The sequence below is a fragment of the Salmonella sp. 32100201201700099SM genome, from assembly GCF_017572645.1.
In the GTDB taxonomy this organism is placed as follows: Bacteria; Pseudomonadota; Gammaproteobacteria; order Enterobacterales; family Enterobacteriaceae; genus Salmonella; species Salmonella enterica.
Genome location: NZ_JAGERQ010000010.1, coordinates 1 through 19,599, shown reverse-complemented (window position 1 = coordinate 19,599; position 19,599 = coordinate 1). Strand labels below are relative to the sequence as shown.

Sequence of the window (19,599 nt, the reverse complement as noted above, 5' to 3'; positions counted from 1 at the left end):
TTTAAACATGACGCAATTTGCATTTGTGTTCCCCGGTCAGGGTTCTCAGAGCGTTGGGATGTTGGCCGAAATGGCGGCAAATTACCCTATCGTAGAAGAAACGTTTGCTGAAGCTTCTGCGGCTCTGGGATATGATCTGTGGGCGCTCACCCAGCAAGGTCCAGCGGAAGAACTGAATAAAACCTGGCAGACGCAGCCGGCGTTATTAACCGCTTCCGTCGCTCTTTGGCGCGTTTGGCAGCAGCAGGGCGGTAAAATGCCTGCGTTAATGGCAGGTCACAGCCTGGGCGAATATTCCGCGCTGGTTTGCGCTGGCGTCATCAACTTTGCTGATGCCGTTCGTCTGGTGGAAATGCGTGGTAAATTCATGCAGGAAGCGGTTCCGGAAGGTACTGGCGGCATGTCTGCGATCATCGGGCTGGATGATGCCTCTATTGCTAAAGCCTGTGAAGAATCTGCCGAAGGGCAGGTTGTTTCGCCGGTTAACTTTAACTCGCCGGGACAGGTGGTTATCGCCGGGCATAAAGAGGCGGTAGAACGCGCGGGCGCAGCCTGTAAAGCCGCTGGCGCGAAACGCGCGCTGCCGCTGCCGGTGAGCGTACCGTCGCACTGCGCGCTGATGAAACCAGCGGCAGATAAGCTGGCGGTTGAATTAGCCAAAATTACCTTTAGCGCGCCAACGGTGCCGGTAGTAAACAACGTTGACGTGAAATGTGAAACCGATGTCGCCGCTATCCGCGATGCGCTGGTTCGCCAGTTGTACAATCCGGTACAGTGGACGAAGAGCGTGAAATTTATCGCGGCGCAGGGCGTTGAACATCTTTATGAAGTGGGTCCAGGTAAAGTCCTCACTGGTCTGACGAAACGTATTGTCGACACCCTGACAGCGTCGGCGCTGAACGAGCCGGCGGCGCTGTCTGCGGCACTTACGCAATAAAAGAGGAAAACCATGAGCTTTGAAGGAAAGATTGCGCTGGTGACTGGTGCAAGCCGTGGCATAGGCCGCGCAATTGCAGAGACTCTCGTTGCCCGCGGCGCGAAAGTTATCGGGACTGCGACCAGTGAAAATGGTGCGAAGAACATTAGCGACTATTTAGGTGCTAACGGGAAAGGTTTGATGTTGAATGTGACCGATCCTGCATCTATTGAATCTGTTCTTGAAAATATTCGCGCAGAATTTGGTGAAGTGGATATCCTGGTTAATAATGCCGGTATCACTCGTGATAATCTGTTGATGCGAATGAAAGATGATGAGTGGAACGATATTATCGAAACCAACTTATCATCCGTTTTCCGCCTGTCAAAAGCAGTAATGCGCGCTATGATGAAAAAGCGTTGTGGTCGCATTATCACTATTGGTTCTGTGGTTGGTACCATGGGAAATGCAGGTCAGGCAAACTACGCTGCGGCGAAAGCGGGCCTGATCGGTTTCAGTAAATCACTGGCGCGTGAAGTTGCGTCCCGTGGTATTACTGTCAATGTTGTGGCTCCGGGTTTTATTGAAACGGACATGACGCGTGCGCTGTCTGACGATCAGCGTGCGGGTATCCTGGCGCAGGTGCCTGCGGGTCGCCTCGGCGGCGCTCAGGAAATCGCCAGTGCGGTTGCATTTTTAGCCTCTGACGAAGCGAGTTACATCACTGGTGAGACTCTGCACGTCAACGGCGGAATGTACATGGTTTAATCACGATTGAAAAATATTTGCGTTATTAGGGCGAAAGGCCGCAAAATAACGTAAAATCGTGGTAAGACCTGCCGGGATTTAGTTGCAAATTTTTCAACATTTTATACACTACGAAAACCATCGCGAAAGCGAGTTTTGATAGGAAATTTAAGAGTATGAGCACTATCGAAGAACGCGTTAAGAAAATTATCGGCGAACAGCTGGGCGTTAAGCAGGAAGAAGTAACCAACAATGCTTCTTTCGTTGAAGACCTGGGCGCAGATTCTCTTGACACCGTTGAGCTGGTAATGGCTCTGGAAGAAGAGTTTGATACTGAGATTCCGGACGAAGAAGCTGAGAAAATCACCACCGTTCAGGCTGCCATTGATTACATCAACGGCCACCAGGCGTAAGTGAACATCTCCAGGCGGTCGTTCGACCGCCTGAGTTTTATCTTTTTGTCCCACTAGAATCATTTTCCCTCCCTGGAGGACAACCGTGTCTAAGCGTCGTGTAGTTGTGACCGGACTGGGCATGTTGTCTCCTGTCGGCAATACCGTAGAGTCTACCTGGAAAGCTCTCCTTGCCGGTCAGAGTGGCATCAGCCTGATCGACCATTTCGATACTAGCGCCTATGCAACGAAATTTGCTGGCTTAGTAAAGGATTTTAACTGTGATGACATTATCTCGCGCAAAGAACAGCGCAAGATGGATGCCTTCATTCAATATGGAATTGTCGCTGGCGTACAGGCCATGCAGGATTCTGGCCTTGAAGTGACGGAAGAGAACGCAAGCCGTATTGGCGCCGCTATCGGCTCCGGTATCGGTGGTCTCGGTCTGATCGAAGAAAACCACAGTTCGCTGGTAAAAGGCGGACCGCGTAAGATTAGCCCGTTCTTTGTCCCGTCGACGATTGTTAACATGGTAGCAGGCCATCTGACTATCATGTATGGCCTGCGTGGGCCAAGCATCTCTATTGCGACTGCCTGTACTTCAGGCGTGCATAACATCGGCCATGCCGCGCGTATCATCGCCTATGGCGATGCGGACGCGATGGTGGCAGGTGGCGCAGAAAAAGCCAGTACGCCGCTGGGCGTAGGTGGTTTTGGCGCAGCGCGCGCGCTGTCGACCCGCAACGATAACCCACAGGCGGCGAGCCGTCCGTGGGATAAAGAACGCGATGGTTTTGTACTGGGCGACGGTGCCGGTATGTTGGTGCTTGAAGAGTACGAACATGCAAAAGCGCGTGGTGCGAAAATCTATGCCGAAATCGTCGGCTTTGGTATGAGCAGCGATGCTTACCATATGACGTCGCCGCCGGAAAATGGCGCAGGCGCTGCGCTGGCGATGGTTAACGCGTTGCGTGATGCCGCGATTGAGCCTGCTCAGATTGGCTACGTCAACGCGCACGGCACGTCGACGCCTGCCGGCGACAAAGCTGAGACGCAGGCGGTTAAGTCAGTCTTTGGCGATGCAGCAAGCCGAGTGATGGTGAGCTCGACCAAATCGATGACCGGCCATCTGTTGGGCGCCGCAGGCGCAGTAGAGTCTATTTTCTCTATTCTGGCGCTACGCGATCAGGCCATTCCGCCAACCATTAATCTGGATAACCCGGATGAAGGTTGCGATCTGGACTTCGTGCCGCATGAAGCGCGCCAGGTCAGCGATCTGGAGTATGCTCTGTGTAACTCCTTTGGCTTTGGCGGAACTAACGGTTCCTTGATTTTTAAAAAGATCTAAGTTAAGTCAGAGACAGACATTAATAAAAAGGTCCGCTTGTCGGGCCTTTTTTATCAGGCATATCATCTCTTGTTCTGCGTTATTCATCCTGCCACACTAGCAGGCGACGGATAAGGAGCCACTATGTTTTTAATTAATGGCCATGCGCAGGATCAACTTGCTGTAAGCGACCGGGCGACGCAGTTCGGCGATGGCAGTTTTACGACCGCACGTATTGTTGATGGCAACATTTGCCATCTGGAAGCGCATCTTCAGCGCTTGCAGGTTGCCTGTGCAAAATTACGGATCGCTTTTAGCCATTGGGCGACCCTTCGGCAAGAGATGACAATGTTGGCCACAGGGCATGATTCAGGCGTGTTGAAAGTGATCATTAGCCGTGGCAGCGGCGGCCGGGGATACAGCGCCATGAATTGTCAGGCAGCTACCCGAATCCTCTCCGTTTCTGCTTATCCCGCTTATTATTCTCAGTGGCGTAAGCAAGGCATCACTCTTACCCTTAGTCCCATACCGCTTGGGCGCAATCCTTATCTTGCCGGATTAAAACATCTGAACCGCCTCGAACAGGTGTTGATTCGCTCTCATCTTGAGCAGACGGACGCCGATGAGGCGCTGGTTCTTGACAGCGAGGGATGGGTTACGGAATGCTGTGCGGCTAATTTGTTCTGGCGTACAGGCGACATTGTTTTTACGCCGCGTCTGGATCAGGCCGGGGTGAACGGCATTATGCGACAATTTTGTTTACGCCAACTGGCGCAATCTCCTTTCCAGGTTCTTGAAGTACAGGCGAGAGAGGAGGCAGTCAGGCAGGCGGATGAGATTATCATTTGCAACGCGCTAATGCCGATTATTCCCATACGCGCCTATCACGGGACGTCGTATTCTTCGCGAACACTGTTTCAATTTTTAGCCCCATTTTGTGAGCATCCGAATTAGTTATGAAAAAATTGTCAGGCGTTTTCCTTCTGCTGTTGGTTGTGCTGGGTATTGCCGCGGGCGTGGGGATGTGGAAAGTTCGCCATCTGGCGAACAGCACGTTACTTATTAAAAACGAGACTATTTTTACGCTCAAGGCGGGAACGGGGCGGCTGGCGCTTGGCGACCAGCTTTATGATGAAAAAATCATTAATCGCCCCCGGGTATTTCAGTGGCTGCTGCGCGTGGAGCCTGAGTTATCGCACTTTAAAGCGGGAACTTACCGTTTTACGCCCGGGATGACCGTACGGGAGATGCTTGAGTTGCTGGAGAGCGGCAAAGAAGCGCAATTCCCGTTGCGGTTTGTGGAAGGGATGCGCCTTAGCGATTACCTGAAACAGCTACGGGAGGCGCCGTATATTCGCCATACATTGCCGGATGATGACTACGCCACTGTCGCTCAGGCATTAAAGCTTGCGCACCCGGAATGGGTAGAAGGGTGGTTCTGGCCTGATACCTGGATGTATACCGCCAACACCAGCGATGTCGCTATTCTCAAGCGAGCGCATCAAAAGATGGTGAAAGCTGTCGATACTGTCTGGAAAGGTCGGGCCGAGGGGCTGCCTTATAAAGATCAGAACCAACTGGTGACAATGGCCTCGATTATTGAAAAAGAGACGGCTGTCGCCAGCGAACGCGATCAGGTGGCCTCAGTCTTTATTAATCGCCTGAGAATCGGTATGCGCCTTCAGACCGATCCCACCGTGATTTACGGGATGGGGACGAGTTATAATGGTAACTTGTCGCGTGCGGATCTGGAAAAGCCGACGGCTTATAACACGTATACCATAACCGGGCTGCCGCCAGGACCGATTGCATCGCCCAGCGAAGCGTCATTGCAGGCGGCGGCGCATCCGGCGAAAACGCCGTATCTCTATTTTGTGGCCGACGGTAAAGGCGGTCACACATTTAACACCAATCTTGCCAGCCATAATCGGTCAGTGCAGGAGTACCTGAAAGTGCTTAAGGAAAAAAATGGGCAGTAATTATATCGTCATCGAGGGCCTGGAAGGCGCCGGAAAAACCACTGCGCGCGACGTGGTGGTGGAGACCCTTGAGCAACTGGGTATTCGTAACATGATTTTTACCCGTGAGCCGGGCGGTACGCAGCTTGCCGAAAAACTACGAAGTCTGGTGCTGGATATTCGATCGGTAGGCGACGAAGTGATTACCGATAAAGCGGAAGTGCTGATGTTTTATGCCGCTCGCGTACAGCTCGTCGAAACGGTAATCAAGCCCGCGCTGGCGCAAGGCATATGGGTGATCGGCGATCGCCACGATCTCTCGACCCAGGCGTATCAGGGGGGAGGGCGCGGCATTGATCAAACCATGCTGGCGACACTACGCGATGCCGTGCTGGGCGATTTTCGCCCTGACCTGACGCTGTATCTGGATGTCACGCCGGAAGTCGGGCTAAAACGCGCCAGAGCGCGCGGCGATTTGGATCGCATTGAGCAGGAATCTTTTGATTTCTTTAACCGGACTCGCGCGCGCTATCTGGAACTGGCGGCGCAAGACTCGCGTATCCGCACCATTGACGCGACCCAGCCGCTGGATGCCGTCATGCGCGACATTCGCGCCACGGTGACGAAGTGGGTGCAGGAGCAAGCGGCATGAAATGGTATCCATGGTTACGGCCCGCCTATGAAAAACTGGTAGAAAGTTACCAGGCGGGACGTGGGCACCATGCGCTACTGATTCAGGCCTTACCTGGCATGGGCGACGAGGCGCTGTGCTATGCGCTGAGCCGTTATCTGTTATGCCAGCAGCCTGAGGGCCACAAAAGCTGTGGGCATTGCCGTGGCTGTCAGCTTATGCAGGCTGGCACGCATCCGGACTATTACACGCTGACGCCGGATAAAGGCAAAAGCAGCCTCGGCGTAGATGCGGTACGCGAGGTCAGCGAGAAATTGTACGAGCACTCCCGTCTGGGCGGCGCGAAGGTGGTGTGGATTGCGGAGGCGGCGCTATTAACCGACGCCGCCGCCAATGCGTTGCTCAAAACGCTGGAAGAGCCGCCGGAGCAAACCTGGTTTTTCCTTGCCAGCCCGGAGCCTGCTCGTCTGTTGGCGACATTACGCAGCCGCTGCCGGCTGCATCATCTGGCGCCGCCGTCCGAATCGTATGCGATGTCATGGCTATCGCGAGAAGTGACGGCGTCACAAGAAGCATTGCTCACGGCGCTACGCCTGAACGCGGGGTCGCCCGGCGCCGCGCTGGCGCTGTTGCAGTCTGAACGTTGGGCGCAGCGTGAGGCGCTGTGTCAGGCGTTGATGGACAGTTTACATACGGGCGACTGGTATGCGGTATTAACGGCGCTCAATCATGAGCAAGCCCCGGCGCGCCTGCATTGGCTGGCGACGCTGCTGGTAGACGCGCTGAAACGTCAGCACGGCGCGTCGTACCTGACAAACGTTGATGCGGACGCGGTTGTTGCCGCGCTGGCGGGGCCGCTATCCCCGGCGCGTATTCAGGCAATCCTGAACGATGTTTGCCATTGTCGTGATCAATTACTTCATGTGACCGGATTAAACCGCGAACTGGTATTAACCGATCTCATTCTCCGCATCGAGCATTACCTGCAACCAGGCACCTTGTTGCCTGTTCCTCATCTTTGAGAGAGACATTATGTTTTTAGTCGACTCACACTGCCATCTTGATGGTCTGGATTATCAATCTTTGCATAAGGACGTGGACGATGTGCTGGCAAAAGCCGCCGCGCGCGATGTGAAGTTCTGTTTAGCGGTGGCGACGACGCTGCCGGGGTATCGCCATATGCGCGAGCTGGTGGGCAAGCGCGATAATGTGGTCTTTTCCTGCGGCGTGCATCCGTTAAATCAGGATGAAGTATATGACGTAGAAGAACTGCGCCTCCTTGCTGCAGAAGACGATGTGGTGGCGATGGGCGAGGCCGGGCTTGATTACTTTTACACGCCTGAGACCAAAATCCGCCAGCAGGCGTCTTTTATTCATCATATCCAGATTGGCCGCGAATTGCATAAACCGGTGATTGTCCATACTCGCGACGCGCGCGCCGATACGCTGGCTATCCTGCGCGAAGAAAAAGTGACGGATTGCGGCGGCGTACTACACTGTTTTACAGAAGACAGAGAAACGGCCGGCAACTTGTTGGATCTGGGGTTTTATATCTCATTTTCCGGCATCGTAACGTTCCGTAACGCTGAGCAGTTGCGTGATGCGGCGCGTTATGTGCCGCTGGATCGGTTATTAGTCGAGACCGCTTCTCCTTATCTGGCGCCGGTGCCGCATCGCGGTAAAGAGAACCAGCCTGCGATGGTACGCGACGTCGCAGAATATATGGCGGTATTGAAAGGGGTTGCCGTTGAAGAACTGGCGCAGATCACCACCGATAACTTTGCTCGCCTGTTCCATATTGACGCGTCTCGCCTGTCATCAATCCGTTAAACGAGTTTTTTTAAAGCTCGTAATTAATAAGCAAAGCGCGTAAAGTTCACCGCCACAAAAGGGGCGGTGAGCGAGCTTATGGAAACATTCGGAAACTCATTTTGGCAGAATGTGATACTTTTTAGGCTATCTGGCGCTGAAACGTGATAGCCGTCAAACAAAATCAGACGTATTTATTTTACTCTGTGTAATGAATAAAAGGGCACTTAGATGTCCTGTCCACGGCGGGGTTCTCCCCCCTCGCCAATGCGTGAGAACGTAGAAAAGCACAAATACTCAGGAGCACTCTCAATTATGTTTAAGAATGCATTTGCTAACCTGCAAAAGGTCGGTAAATCGCTGATGCTGCCGGTATCCGTACTCCCTATCGCAGGTATCCTGCTGGGTGTCGGTTCCGCTAACTTCAGCTGGCTGCCAGCCGTTGTATCGCACGTTATGGCAGAAGCGGGCGGATCTGTTTTTGCCAATATGCCGCTGATTTTCGCTATCGGCGTGGCGTTGGGCTTCACCAACAACGACGGCGTTTCGGCTCTGGCGGCGGTAGTAGCGTATGGCATCATGGTGAAAACCATGGCTGTGGCTGCGCCGCTGGTTCTGCATTTACCTGCTGAAGAGATCGCCGCTAAACACCTTGCTGATACGGGTGTTCTCGGGGGGATTATCTCCGGTGCGATCGCAGCGTATATGTTTAACCGCTTCTACCGCATCAAACTGCCTGAGTATCTGGGCTTCTTTGCGGGCAAACGCTTCGTGCCGATCATTTCGGGTCTGGCCGCTATTTTTACCGGTGTGGTGCTGTCTTTCGTATGGCCGCCAGTCGGTACGGCTATCCAGGCGTTCTCGCAGTGGGCGGCTTATCAGAACCCGGTTGTCGCGTTTGGTATTTACGGTTTTATCGAGCGTTGCCTGGTGCCGTTTGGTCTGCATCATATCTGGAACGTTCCTTTCCAGATGCAGATCGGCGAATACACCAACGCCGCGGGTCAGGTATTCCACGGCGACATTCCGCGCTATATGGCGGGCGACCCGACGGCGGGTATGTTGTCTGGCGGCTTCCTGTTCAAAATGTACGGTCTGCCGGCTGCGGCCATTGCTATCTGGCACTCTGCTAAACCGGAAAACCGCGCAAAAGTGGGCGGTATCATGATTTCCGCCGCGCTGACCTCGTTTTTGACGGGTATTACCGAGCCTATCGAGTTCTCCTTCATGTTCGTGGCGCCGATCCTGTACATTATTCACGCGATTCTGGCAGGTCTGGCATTCCCGCTCTGTATCCTGCTGGGGATGCGTGACGGTACGTCGTTCTCCCACGGTCTGATCGACTTTATCGTGCTGTCCGGTAACAGCAGCAAATTGTGGCTGTTCCCGATTGTTGGCGCCGGTTATGCGATTGTGTACTACACCGTGTTCCGCGTGCTGATCAAAGCGCTGGATCTGAAAACGCCGGGTCGTGAAGACACTACTGATGACGCAAAAGCGGGGGCGACCAGCGAAATGACGCCGGCTTTGGTTGCGGCGTTTGGCGGTAAAGAGAACATCACTAACCTGGATGCCTGTATCACGCGTCTGCGCGTGAGCGTAGCCGATGTAGCGAAAGTGGATCAGGCTGGCCTGAAGAAACTGGGCGCGGCAGGCGTTGTCGTCGCGGGTTCCGGCGTTCAGGCTATTTTCGGTACGAAATCCGATAACCTGAAAACGGAAATGGATGAGTACATCCGTAACAGCTAAGCAGTAATGATGTTGGGGAGAATTAAGGCAGCCATTCGGCTGCCTTTTTTAATGGCGCTTTACATGCCGCTCTCCGACAGTCTGTCAGAACTGATAATTGGCGGTGAGGCTGACGTTACGCGGTGCGCCGTAAACAATGGAACCATCAATATTGGTGTCGTAGGTTTTATCAAACAGGTTGTTGATGTTTCCCTGTACGGAGAAATTTTTCGTCACCTGATAGCGGGTAAACAGATCGACCAGCGCATAGCTGCCCTGTTCGGCGCGGAAAGTGCCGTACGGCGTCGTGGTATCTTTGTAAACCCGATTCTGCCAGTTCACGCCGCCGCCGACCGTCAGCTCCGGTATCGCCGGCAGACGATAGCGGGTGAATAACTTCACGCTGGTGCGCGGAAGATTAGGGTTCACGGCGTTACCTTCATTGTCCTCGGCAACATACCGGGTAGCCCCGAAAGTCATCTGCCAGTTATCGGTAATTGCGCCGTTCACTTCAAATTCGACGCCTTTGCTCACCGTTCCGTCAGTAGACTTCCAGGCAAACTCCCCATTACTGCCAGGGATGGGAATAGTGGTTGCCTGAGCGACGTTATTCTGCTCAATGCGGAACACGGACAACGTGGTGGTGAGGCGACTGTTCATCCAGTCGGACTTCAGACCCGCTTCATAGTTATTACCGGTAATCGGAGCCAGATATTGACCCGCTTTGTCGCGTTTATTCTGCGGCTGAAAGATAGAGGTATAACTGGTATAAGCGGACCAGTTGTCGTTGATATCATAAATCAGCCCGGCATACGGCGTGGTATGGTTTTTCTCCATGCTGTAGGTCAGTGTATCAACACGCCAGTTGGTATAACGAGCGCCGAGAATCAGATGCAGCGGGTCGGCCAGCGAAATGCGCGTAGCGGCATACAGCGATTTCATATGCGTGGTATCGTCCTGCGCCAGATTTTGTGGCGCCCAGTGGGTTTGGGGGAAATTACCGTTAAAGGCGCTGAAGTTGCCAATGTCGTCCGGAAAGACGTTCGCCCAGGCGCTAAAATAGCGGTTATTCTGTTTACTATAACTGCCGCCAAACATCATATTGTGCTGGCGGCCAAACAGCTCATAAGCGCCATCGGCAAAGAGATCTATGGCATCTACTTTGCGCTTGCCGCTGTTCCAGCCCGTACCGCCGACCACGGGGTAGCTTGCGCCATAAGGACTCACCAGCGTACCTGTCTCTTTATCCACTAACGCATCGATATACATCATTTTACTGTCGAATTTGACCTCAGTATGGGTCGCATTCAGGGTCGCCTGCCAGCTTTCGGCAAAACGCTGCTTAAGCGTGACGAAGAATTTATTTATCTCTTTATTGTTATAAGCCCAGTCCGGGGCGGTACTACGCGCGCGGTCATAGCTATTTTTGCTGCCATCGGTGTTCCAGCGCGGCAGACCGCCCTAGGTCGGGCTGTTGACATCAATTTTTTGATATTCATAACCGGCTGAAAGGCTGGTGGTTGCACCCAGATCGGCATCGACAATTCCGGAAAAGAACGCTTTCTCACTGTTATAGCGGTCCAGCCAGGAATCATTATTCTGATAACCCGCCACGATGCGCCCACGGACATTACCGTCTGCGGTGAGCGGACTTTGCAGATCCATGACGTAACGCTGCTTATTCCAGCTACCGTATTCTGTGGAGACGTTACCTTTGAACTCCCGACTGGTGGCGTGTTTACGGATCATATTAATTGAGGCAGAAGGATTGCCGGTTCCGGTCATCAGCCCATTCGCGCCGCGAACCACCTCCACGCGCTCATACAGCGCGGTATCCGTTAGCGCATCGCCCAGATTCCAGCGGGACTCAAAATACGTTGGAATACCGTCAACCATATAGTTGTCAATTTCAAACCCGCGCGAGTAATAGCTGATGCGATCGGAGTCAGCCTGGCTTCCGCTGATCCCCAGCGTATTGGTCATCACCTCGCCCAGGGTTTGCAACTGCTGGTCTTCCATCCGCTGTTGGCTGACAATACTGACCGACTGCGGGATATCGCGCTGAGTCATCGGCATTTTGGTGTCCGCAGCGGTCGTTTTCACGCTGTAATCCTGTTCTTCACGGTTTACGGCGTCAGCGGTCGTCGCGCCCTCGACAATAACGGTATCCTCAGCCGCGAAGGCGGCAGGCATAAATGCCATCGCCATACCCATAGCTAACAGCGACGGTGCGGCGGTGGACGGAAGGTGTTTGTCCCGGCGGTATTGAATGAAAGACATCTGAAAATCCTTGCTTGTTATTGGGGTAAGTTCAGGACGTATGACGTTGAACCTTTTCATTCTTTGCTAGTTAATGCGCATAAAAATGCAAATGAGAAATATACGCATTTGTATTAAATGTGTAAAACGGTATAAACAGGGAAACTAGAAATATTTTTTAAGCGTACAAAGGCGTCATGGCAGGGGGATATGGCGGTAAGTCCAGCATGTAGTCATTTTTCGCTTAATAAATCGTGGGTTAAAGTTGAAAGAGCGTCGGTAACTCGCTCATACTCTATACTCGCAGTATGGCTCGGCGTAGCATGTGCGCTGCAAGGGCTATTATGAAAAAGGAAAACGTCGTGGCAGAAGAAACTATATTCAGCAAAATTATTCGTCGTGAAATCCCTTCGGATATCGTTTATCAGGATGAGCTGGTCACCGCCTTTCGTGATATTTCACCGCAGGCGCCGACGCATATCTTGATTATTCCCAATATCCTGATCCCAACCGTCAATGACGTGACGGCGGAACATGAACAGGCGTTAGGTCGGATGATCACCGTGGCGGCGAAAATCGCCGAACAGGAAGGCATTGCCGAAGATGGGTATCGTTTAATCATGAATACCAACCGCCATGGGGGCCAGGAGGTTTATCATATCCATATGCACCTACTGGGCGGCCGCCCGCTAGGCCCGATGCTGGCGCATAAAGGCTTGTAAGTATGATCAAAGGATGCATCGCGGTTTCTCTGGGCTTGCTGCTGCTTACCGGCTGCCGGTCACACCCTGAAATTCCGGTAAGCGACGCGCAGTCGCTGGTGATGGAGTCCACGGTTCTGGCGGCGGGCGTCACCGCAGAGCCGCCTGAACTGACGGCGTCTGATATCCAGCCATCAGCCTCTTCCCGCGTCTATAACGAAAGGCAAGAGCCCATAACCGTTCATTATCGGTTTTACTGGTATGACGCGCGGGGGCTGGAGATGCATCCGCTGGAGGCGCCGCGAAGCGTAACCATACCCGCGCATTCGTCGGTAACGCTATTTGGCAGCGCCAATTATCTGGGGGCGCATAAGGTTAGGCTTTATCTTTATTTGTGAGGAGTGAATTTTGATGACAAAAATGCATCGCTACGCTGCCATCGCTGCGCTGGCGATATTTCTCTCCGGGTGTATGGCGCAACGTCAACCTGCGCCAGTTGAAGAGGTAAAACCAGCGCCAGAACAACCCGCGCAGCCGCCGCAGCCTCCTGTTGTGCCGTCTGTGCCAACGATTCCACAGCAACCGGGGCCGATCGAACATGAAGATCAAACGGGCCAGCCAGCGCCTAAGGTGCGCCACTATGACTGGAACGGCGCGATGCAACCGCTGGTCAGCAAAATGTTGCAGGCTGATGGCGTGACGGCCGGAAGCGTATTGCTTGTCGACAGCGTGAATAACCGGACGAATGGGTCGTTAAATGCGAACGAGGCAACGGAAACGTTACGTAATGCGCTGGCGAACAACGGTAAATTTACGCTGGTCTCCGTACAGCAACTCGCGATGGCAAAACAGCAGTTAGGATTGTCTCCGCAGGATAGTCTGGGAACGCGCAGTAAAGCTATTGGCATTGCGCGCAATGTCGGGGCGCAATATGTACTTTACTCCAGCGCATCCGGTAACGTTAACGCGCCTGCATTACAGATGCAGTTAATGCTGGTGCAAACTGGCGAGATAATCTGGTCAGGTAAAGGTGCGGTCCAACAACAATAATCCCTTAACGCGCGACGAGATCCTGTCGCGCTATTTTCCCCAGTATCGTCCCGCCGTCACCGCATCGCAGGGGCTAAGCGGCGGGAGCTGTATTATTGCTCACGATACTCACCGTATCGTGCTGCGCCGTCATCACGACCCCGACGCTCCACCAGCCCATTTTTTACGTCATCACCGCGCCTTATCCCAATTGCCAGCCAGTCTGGCGCCGCGAGCGCTTTTTTATACGCCGGGCTGGATGGCGGTAGAATATCTGCATGGTGTGGTAAATTCCGCTCTGCCAGATGCCGACGAACTGGCGGCCTTACTGTATCATTTGCATCAACAGCCGCATTTTGGCTGGCGTATCGCGCTATCGCCACTATTGGCGCAGTACTGGTCGTGTTGCGATCCGGCAAGGCGTACGCCGTTTTGGTTGCGGCGGCTCAAACAGTTGCAAAAAAACGGTGAACCTCGCCCGCTGCGGCTCGCGCCTTTGCATATGGATGTCCATGGCGACAATATAGTATTAACGTCCGCCGGGTTGAGACTGATTGACTGGGAGTATGCCGGCGACGGCGATATTGCGTTGGAGCTGGCGGCAGTATGGGTTGAGGATGAACGCCAGCACCGACAACTGGCAGACGCTTATGCCGCGCGCGCGCGAATCGACGCCCGGCAGCTATGGCGACAGATACGATTATGGCACCCCTGGGTCATTATGCTAAAAGCAGGGTGGTTCGAATACCGCTGGCGACAAACCGGCGAGCAACAATTTATCAGGCTGGCCGATGAAACCTGGCGCCAGCTACGTATGAAAGGATAAGGAGAGCAGTGTGGGCCCAGTAATGTTGAATGTCGAAGGATGTGAGCTGGATGCGGAGGAGCGCGAGATACTGGCGCATCCGCTGGTTGGCGGGCTTATTCTGTTCACGCGTAATTACCATGACCCGGAACAGCTGCGCGAATTAGTGCGCCAGATTCGGGCGGCATCGCGTAACCATCTGGTGGTGGCCGTCGATCAGGAAGGCGGGCGCGTACAGCGTTTCCGTGAAGGGTTTACCCGCCTGCCCGCGGCGCAATCTTTTTTTGCGCTGCATGGGCTGGAAGAGGGGGGGCGACTGGCGCAGGAGGCAGGGTGGCTGATGGCCAGCGAAATGATCGCGATGGATATTGATATCAGTTTTGCGCCAGTGCTGGATGTCGGGCATATCAGCGCGGCAATTGGCGAGCGTTCTTATCATGCCGATCCCGCAAAAGCGTTGGCAATGGCAACACGCTTTATTGACGGTATGCATGACGCCGGGATGAAAACGACCGGTAAGCATTTCCCCGGCCACGGCGCGGTCACGGCGGACTCCCACAAAGAGACGCCGTGCGATCCACGTCCTGAAACGGACATCCGTGGCAAAGATATGTCGGTGTTCCGCGCGCTGATTAGTGAGAATAAACTGGATGCGATTATGCCTGCCCACGTAATCTACCGCGCTATCGATCCACGCCCGGCAAGCGGTTCGCCGTACTGGCTGAAAACGGTGCTGCGTCAGGAGTTAGGCTTTGACGGCGTCATTTTCTCCGACGATCTGTCGATGGAGGGCGCGGCGATTATGGGCAGCTATGCTGAGCGCGCTCAGGCGTCGCTGGATGCGGGTTGCGATATGATTCTGGTCTGCAATAATCGTAAAGGCGCAGTCAGCGTGTTGGATAATCTGTCGCCGATCAAAGCAGAACGTGTTACACGTTTGTATCATAAAGGTTCATTTTCACGCCGGGAGCTCATGGACTCAGCACGCTGGAAAACAGCCAGCGCCCAGCTCAACCAGTTACATGAACGCTGGCAGGAAGAAAAAGCAGGTCATTAACTCGAGTTTTCGTGAGGGTGCCAGATGATTATTTATTTACACGGTTTTGATTCAAATAGTCCGGGCAACCATGAAAAAGTGTTGCAATTACAGTTTATCGACCCGGATGTTCGGCTGGTAAGCTACAGTACGCGGCATCCTAAGCACGATATGCAGCATCTGCTGAAAGAAGTGGACAAAATGTTGCAGTTGAATGTGGACGAGCGCCCTTTAATCTGTGGCGTGGGGCTGGGCGGTTACTGGGCGGAGCGGATTGGCTTTTTGTGCGATATCCGTCAGGTGGTTTTTAACCCGAACCTGTTCCCCTATGAAAACATGGAGGGGAAAATCGATCGCCCGGAAGAATATGCGGACATCGCTACAAAGTGCGTGACCAACTTTCGCGAAAAAAATCGCGATCGTTGTCTGGTGATCCTCTCGCGTCATGACGAAGCGCTGGACAGCCAACGCTCAGCGCAAGCGCTTCACCCGTTTTATGAAATTGTGTGGGATGAGGAACAGACTCACAAATTCAAAAATATTTCGCCGTATTTGCAACGTATCAAAGCGTTTAAAACGCTGGGGTAACGCCCCCGGCAATATGGCGTTATCAGTGACCGGATAACCAGCCTTGCGGCTGGTTTTTTTATGCTCAATTCTCGCAAACTGTCTATCTTTTCAGCATGAAAACTTGATGCACATCAATTTTGGTATGACCAATGCACCGTTCATGCTATTCTCATATCAGAAGCTTATTCTCATTAACGTAACTTGTTGTTAATTAAAGGCTATACTAATAACTTTTAATTAACAATTGGTTAATAAATTTAAGGGGGTCACGTTGACTACACCATTAAAAAAGATCGTGATTGTCGGCGGCGGCGCTGGCGGACTGGAAATGGCGACGCAGTTAGGCCATAAACTGGGGCGCAAGAAAAAAGCGAAAATCACGCTGGTAGACAGAAATCACAGCCATCTGTGGAAACCATTGCTGCACGAAGTGGCGACTGGCTCTCTGGACGAAGGCGTGGATGCGCTGAGCTATCTGGCTCATGCGCGTAATCATGGTTTCCAGTTCCAACTGGGGTCGGTGATGGATATCGATCGCGAAGCGAAAACCATCACCATTGCCGAGTTGCGTGATGAAAAGGGCGAACTGCTGGTGCCGGAGCGCAAAATCGCGTATGACACGCTGGTGATGGCGCTGGGCAGTACCTCTAATGATTTCAACACGCCGGGCGTGAAAGAGCACTGTATCTTCCTCGATAACCCGCATCAGGCGCGCCGTTTTCACCAGGAGATGCTGAACCTGTTCCTCAAGTATTCGGCTAACCTGGGCGCGAACGGTAAGGTCAATATCGCCATCGTTGGCGGCGGTGCGACGGGGGTTGAGCTGTCGGCTGAACTGCATAATGCGGTAAAACAGCTGCATAGCTATGGTTATAAGGGGCTGACCAACGACGCGCTGAACGTGACGTTGGTTGAGGCTGGCGAGCGTATTCTGCCTGCGTTGCCGCCGCGTATCTCCAGCGCCGCGCATAATGAACTGACCAAACTGGGCGTTCGCGTGCTGACGCAAACTATGGTCACCAGCGCCGACGAAGGCGGTCTGCATACGAAAGAAGGTGAATATATTCAGGCCGATCTGATGGTGTGGGCGGCGGGTATCAAAGCGCCAGATTTTATGAAAGAGATTGGTGGTCTGGAAACGAACCGCATTAACCAACTGGTGGTGGAACCGACGCTGCAAACCACGCGCGATCCTGATATTTATGCGATTGGCGACTGCGCTTCTTGCGCACGTCCGGAGGGAGGTTTTGTGCCGCCTCGCGCTCAGGCGGCGCATCAGATGGCTACCTGCGCGATGAATAACATTCTGGCGCAGATGAATGGCAAACCGCTGAAAGCTTACCAGTATAAAGATCATGGTTCGCTGGTCTCTCTGTCCAACTTCTCTACCGTGGGTAGTCTGATGGGGAACCTGACCCGCGGTTCAATGATGATTGAAGGACGTATCGCCCGCTTCTTGTATATCTCGCTATACCGTATGCACCAGATAGCGCTGCATGGATACTTTAAAACCGGCCTGATGATGCTGGTGGGCAGTATTAACCGCGTCATTCGTCCGCGCCTGAAACTGCATTAATTTCTCTGCGCCTCACCGGCTGCTCGCGCCGGTGAGCGCTTCTCCATCTCTTGCTTCGGAGTTGTCCGAATCCTTCAGCTTTACCGCCTCATCCCGCATTTTTCATCCTCATTCCGATTGGCTTTGTTCGCATACTGGTTGCAAAATTGTTACCAATAGCAACGAAGGAGGAACTCCCGTGAATAAATCAATGTTGGCGGGTATAGGGATTGGCGTAGCGGCTGCGCTGGGTGTGGCGGCAGTGGCCAGTCTCAACGTATTTGATCGTGGTCCGCAATATGCGCAGGTGATATCGGCTAAACCGATTAAAGAGACGGTAAAAACGCCGCGTCAGGAGTGCCGTAATGTCACGGTCACGCATCGTAGACCGGTTCAGGACGAAAACCGTATTGCCGGCTCGGTGCTTGGCGCAGTAGCAGGCGGCGTGATTGGACATCAATTTGGCGGCGGTCGTGGTAAAGATGTGGCGACGGTCGTCGGGGCGCTGGGCGGCGGTTATGCTGGCAATCAAATCCAGGGATCAATGCAGGAAAGTGATACCTACACTACCACGCAGCAACGCTGTAAGACGGTGTATGACAAATCTGAAAAGATGCTTGGCTACGACGTGACCTACAAAATTGGCGATCAGCAGGGCAAAATCCGCATGGATAAAGACCCCGGAACGCAAATTCCCCTCGACGGCAATGGCCAACTGGTTCTGAATAACAAAGCATAAAAAAGCTGTACTCTGCAAGTTAGCCCCTCATTCGCTCAGGCTGAGGGGCTTTTTTTTATCCGAAGCCGCGTCGTTCAGGACTTGATCAGTTCAGGCCAGATGCGCAGAGTCGTACGCGTAATTTGCATCAGTTGTTCGAAGGTGGCACCTTCACGGGCGCTGATCGACATTCCCTGTAAAATACAGTTTATATATTCTGCGAGCGCCTGCGGGTTACAGTGCGCCGGAATTTCACCGCGCTCCTGACGTTGGCGCAGAAACTGGATGAGCGTCTGTTCCTGCATGGCGTGGCGTGATTTTACCGTGCGGGCGATATCGCGCGAGGAGGCGGCCAGGGTGGCGGACGTATTAATCATAAAGCAGCCAGCCGGCGTGTCTGTACTGGTAAAGCAGGCGGCAATTTCTGTGAAGTAATCTTCCAGCGCCGATTCTACGCTTTTCTCTTCACAAAAGAGCTGGGCTTCGTGTTTTGAGGCAAAGCGAGTGATGTAGCGATCCAGGGCAGCGCGAAATAATCCTTCTTTGTTAGTGAATTCCGCATAGAGAGTAGGCGCTTTCGCCCCGGTAGCCTCTACGAGATCGGCAAGCGAAGTTGCTTCATAGCCGTGCTGCCAGAAGAGAGTCATGGCCTTATCAAGCGCGGCTTCCCTGTCGAACACTTTTGGTCGGCCACGGCTTTTCTTCGCGCAACTCGTGGTATCCGTTGTCATGATGCCGTTGTACCTGTTTAAAGAGCGGTCTCTCTATTATAAAAACAAACCACTTCTGGCTCCAGAGTATTCATTAGAAAAATAAATCAATTCTATTCACATGAAAAATAACATCTTTATAAATTATATAACGATCATTATAAAAAGAAGTTGACGTGTGATGTAGATCACATCTATGATTAACTTATCGATCGTTAAGTTAATGCTTACGACACCTATTCATCTGCTAAAGGTCATCACTATGAAAAACGTAAAAACCCTCATCGCTGCTGCGGTACTGAGTTCGCTCTCATTCGCCAGCTTCGCCGCCGTTGAAGTTCAGGCAACGCCAGAAGGTCAACAGAAGTTCGGCACCATTTCCGCGAATGGCGGCACGAATCTGGGCTCGCTGGAAGATCAGCTGGCGCAAAAAGCGCAGGAGATGGGGGCGAAGTCTTTCCGTATTACCTCTGTTACCGGCCCGAATACCCTTCACGGTACGGCGGTAATCTATAAGTAAGCATTAACCCTCATTAATGCCGCTGCGATTGCCACAATAAAAAAAGAAAGCCTCGCGATGCTTTTTTGTCTATGGAAAACCCCCAGCTAGGCTGGGGGTTCCGGAAAGCTTTCAGCTTTAAGCCAGTTATTAAAACCCCTTTTGATTTGTTAAAACATCTTGCGGTCTGGCAACTGCAAAAGTTCAAC

20 protein-coding genes and 1 pseudogene are annotated in these 19,599 nt (G+C 53.0%); 19 read left to right on the top strand and 2 right to left on the bottom strand.

The features are described 5' to 3' along the window. Window positions 1-7 precede the first annotated feature (7 nt). From fabD to ptsG, 10 genes are all read left to right on the top strand, one after another. Window positions 8-937 (top strand): ACP S-malonyltransferase, encoded by a 930-nt coding sequence (gene fabD / locus J4685_RS16190; RefSeq protein WP_000191345.1) that lies wholly within the window; start codon window positions 8-10, stop codon window positions 935-937. A gap of 12 nt (window positions 938-949) precedes the next feature. Continuing rightward, window positions 950-1,684 carry a 3-oxoacyl-ACP reductase FabG gene (gene fabG / locus J4685_RS16185; RefSeq protein WP_000007236.1) on the top strand — a complete coding sequence of 245 codons (735 nt, stop codon included), beginning with the start codon at window positions 950-952 and terminating at the stop codon, window positions 1,682-1,684. Between the two features lie 155 nt (window positions 1,685-1,839). Then, a complete protein-coding gene (gene acpP, locus J4685_RS16180; protein ID WP_000103754.1) occupies window positions 1,840-2,076 on the top strand; it encodes an acyl carrier protein in 237 nt (78 codons plus the stop codon). 85 nt (window positions 2,077-2,161) lie between these two features. Continuing rightward, entirely contained in the window at window positions 2,162-3,403 is a 1,242-nt protein-coding gene (gene fabF / locus J4685_RS16175) for a beta-ketoacyl-ACP synthase II (protein ID WP_000044664.1), read from the top strand. 123 nt (window positions 3,404-3,526) lie between these two features. Beyond that, on the top strand, window positions 3,527-4,336 hold the full coding sequence (gene pabC, locus J4685_RS16170) for an aminodeoxychorismate lyase (protein ID WP_000478651.1): 810 nt from the start codon (window positions 3,527-3,529) through the stop codon (window positions 4,334-4,336). 2 nt (window positions 4,337-4,338) lie between these two features. Beyond that, on the top strand, window positions 4,339-5,361 hold the full coding sequence (gene yceG, locus J4685_RS16165) for a cell division protein YceG (protein WP_000736459.1): 1,023 nt from the start codon (window positions 4,339-4,341) through the stop codon (window positions 5,359-5,361). Then, a complete protein-coding gene (gene tmk, locus J4685_RS16160) occupies window positions 5,351-5,992 on the top strand; it encodes a dTMP kinase (protein WP_000535396.1) in 642 nt (213 codons plus the stop codon). The genes yceG and tmk overlap by 11 nt, the downstream gene beginning before the upstream one ends. Then, window positions 5,989-6,993, top strand: a complete 1,005-nt coding sequence (gene holB / locus J4685_RS16155; RefSeq protein WP_000872458.1) for a DNA polymerase III subunit delta' — start codon at window positions 5,989-5,991, stop codon at window positions 6,991-6,993. The genes tmk and holB overlap by 4 nt, the downstream gene beginning before the upstream one ends. 10 nt (window positions 6,994-7,003) lie before the next feature. Next, a complete protein-coding gene (locus tag J4685_RS16150; protein WP_000480272.1) occupies window positions 7,004-7,801 on the top strand; it encodes a metal-dependent hydrolase in 798 nt (265 codons plus the stop codon). 294 nt (window positions 7,802-8,095) lie between these two features. After that, the gene (ptsG, locus tag J4685_RS16145; protein ID WP_000475692.1) at window positions 8,096-9,529 is read left to right on the top strand and encodes a PTS glucose transporter subunit IIBC; all 1,434 of its coding nucleotides are present in this window, start codon (window positions 8,096-8,098) and stop codon (window positions 9,527-9,529) included. An 84-nt stretch (window positions 9,530-9,613) separates the two neighbouring features. Here the strand turns inward: ptsG and fhuE are convergent. Continuing rightward, window positions 9,614-11,788: pseudogene (fhuE, locus tag J4685_RS22585) on the bottom strand (ferric-rhodotorulic acid/ferric-coprogen receptor FhuE). A gap of 341 nt (window positions 11,789-12,129) precedes the next feature. On the opposite strand from fhuE, the gene hinT reads away from it, so the two are divergent. The 8 genes from hinT to J4685_RS16095 all read left to right on the top strand — a co-directional run bounded on the left by hinT (window position 12,130) and on the right by J4685_RS16095 (window position 18,202). Then, entirely contained in the window at window positions 12,130-12,489 is a 360-nt protein-coding gene (hinT, locus tag J4685_RS16130) for a purine nucleoside phosphoramidase (protein WP_001532068.1), read from the top strand. A gap of 2 nt (window positions 12,490-12,491) precedes the next feature. Next, the gene (locus tag J4685_RS16125; RefSeq protein WP_000589562.1) at window positions 12,492-12,866 is read left to right on the top strand and encodes a YcfL family protein; all 375 of its coding nucleotides are present in this window, start codon (window positions 12,492-12,494) and stop codon (window positions 12,864-12,866) included. A 13-nt stretch (window positions 12,867-12,879) separates the two neighbouring features. Next, window positions 12,880-13,518: a penicillin-binding protein activator LpoB gene (gene lpoB / locus J4685_RS16120; protein ID WP_000164355.1), complete on the top strand. Its 639-nt coding sequence runs from the start codon at window positions 12,880-12,882 to the stop codon at window positions 13,516-13,518. Beyond that, window positions 13,499-14,323 carry a thiamine kinase gene (gene thiK / locus J4685_RS16115; protein WP_001257343.1) on the top strand — a complete coding sequence of 275 codons (825 nt, stop codon included), beginning with the start codon at window positions 13,499-13,501 and terminating at the stop codon, window positions 14,321-14,323. The genes lpoB and thiK overlap by 20 nt, the downstream gene beginning before the upstream one ends. Before the next feature lie 10 nt (window positions 14,324-14,333). Next, window positions 14,334-15,359: a beta-N-acetylhexosaminidase gene (nagZ, locus tag J4685_RS16110; RefSeq protein ID WP_000529339.1), complete on the top strand. Its 1,026-nt coding sequence runs from the start codon at window positions 14,334-14,336 to the stop codon at window positions 15,357-15,359. A 24-nt stretch (window positions 15,360-15,383) separates the two neighbouring features. Beyond that, on the top strand, window positions 15,384-15,926 hold the full coding sequence (ycfP, locus tag J4685_RS16105; RefSeq protein ID WP_000587944.1) for an alpha/beta hydrolase YcfP: 543 nt from the start codon (window positions 15,384-15,386) through the stop codon (window positions 15,924-15,926). A gap of 253 nt (window positions 15,927-16,179) precedes the next feature. Next, a complete protein-coding gene (gene ndh / locus J4685_RS16100; protein WP_000211052.1) occupies window positions 16,180-17,484 on the top strand; it encodes an NADH-quinone dehydrogenase in 1,305 nt (434 codons plus the stop codon). A 178-nt stretch (window positions 17,485-17,662) separates the two neighbouring features. Further along, window positions 17,663-18,202, top strand: coding sequence for a glycine zipper 2TM domain-containing protein (locus J4685_RS16095; RefSeq protein WP_001043449.1), 540 nt, complete (start codon window positions 17,663-17,665; stop codon window positions 18,200-18,202). A 74-nt stretch (window positions 18,203-18,276) separates the two neighbouring features. On the opposite strand, the gene comR is transcribed toward J4685_RS16095, so the two are convergent. After that, window positions 18,277-18,912, bottom strand: coding sequence for a TetR family copper-responsive transcriptional repressor ComR (gene comR / locus J4685_RS16090; RefSeq protein WP_000205979.1), 636 nt, complete (start codon window positions 18,910-18,912; stop codon window positions 18,277-18,279). 241 nt (window positions 18,913-19,153) lie between these two features. Here comR and bhsA point away from each other — a divergent pair, with 241 nt between their 5' ends. Beyond that, on the top strand, window positions 19,154-19,411 hold the full coding sequence (gene bhsA / locus J4685_RS16085; protein WP_000800159.1) for a multiple stress resistance protein BhsA: 258 nt from the start codon (window positions 19,154-19,156) through the stop codon (window positions 19,409-19,411). Window positions 19,412-19,599: the final 188 nt, after the last annotated feature.

Coding starts and splice junctions, on each gene's coding strand:
- fabD (WP_000191345.1), top strand. CDS start 8: ATGACGCAATTTGCATTTGTGTTCCCCGGTCAGGGTTCTCAGAGCGTT.
- fabG (WP_000007236.1), top strand. CDS start 950: ATGAGCTTTGAAGGAAAGATTGCGCTGGTGACTGGTGCAAGCCGTGGC.
- acpP (WP_000103754.1), top strand. CDS start 1,840: ATGAGCACTATCGAAGAACGCGTTAAGAAAATTATCGGCGAACAGCTG.
- pabC (WP_000478651.1), top strand. CDS start 3,527: ATGTTTTTAATTAATGGCCATGCGCAGGATCAACTTGCTGTAAGCGAC.
- yceG (WP_000736459.1), top strand. CDS start 4,339: ATGAAAAAATTGTCAGGCGTTTTCCTTCTGCTGTTGGTTGTGCTGGGT.
- tmk (WP_000535396.1), top strand. CDS start 5,351: ATGGGCAGTAATTATATCGTCATCGAGGGCCTGGAAGGCGCCGGAAAA.
- holB (WP_000872458.1), top strand. CDS start 5,989: ATGAAATGGTATCCATGGTTACGGCCCGCCTATGAAAAACTGGTAGAA.
- J4685_RS16150 (WP_000480272.1), top strand. CDS start 7,004: ATGTTTTTAGTCGACTCACACTGCCATCTTGATGGTCTGGATTATCAA.
- ptsG (WP_000475692.1), top strand. CDS start 8,096: ATGTTTAAGAATGCATTTGCTAACCTGCAAAAGGTCGGTAAATCGCTG.
- J4685_RS16125 (WP_000589562.1), top strand. CDS start 12,492: ATGATCAAAGGATGCATCGCGGTTTCTCTGGGCTTGCTGCTGCTTACC.
- lpoB (WP_000164355.1), top strand. CDS start 12,880: ATGACAAAAATGCATCGCTACGCTGCCATCGCTGCGCTGGCGATATTT.
- ycfP (WP_000587944.1), top strand. CDS start 15,384: ATGATTATTTATTTACACGGTTTTGATTCAAATAGTCCGGGCAACCAT.
- comR (WP_000205979.1), bottom strand. CDS start 18,912: ATGACAACGGATACCACGAGTTGCGCGAAGAAAAGCCGTGGCCGACCA.
- bhsA (WP_000800159.1), top strand. CDS start 19,154: ATGAAAAACGTAAAAACCCTCATCGCTGCTGCGGTACTGAGTTCGCTC.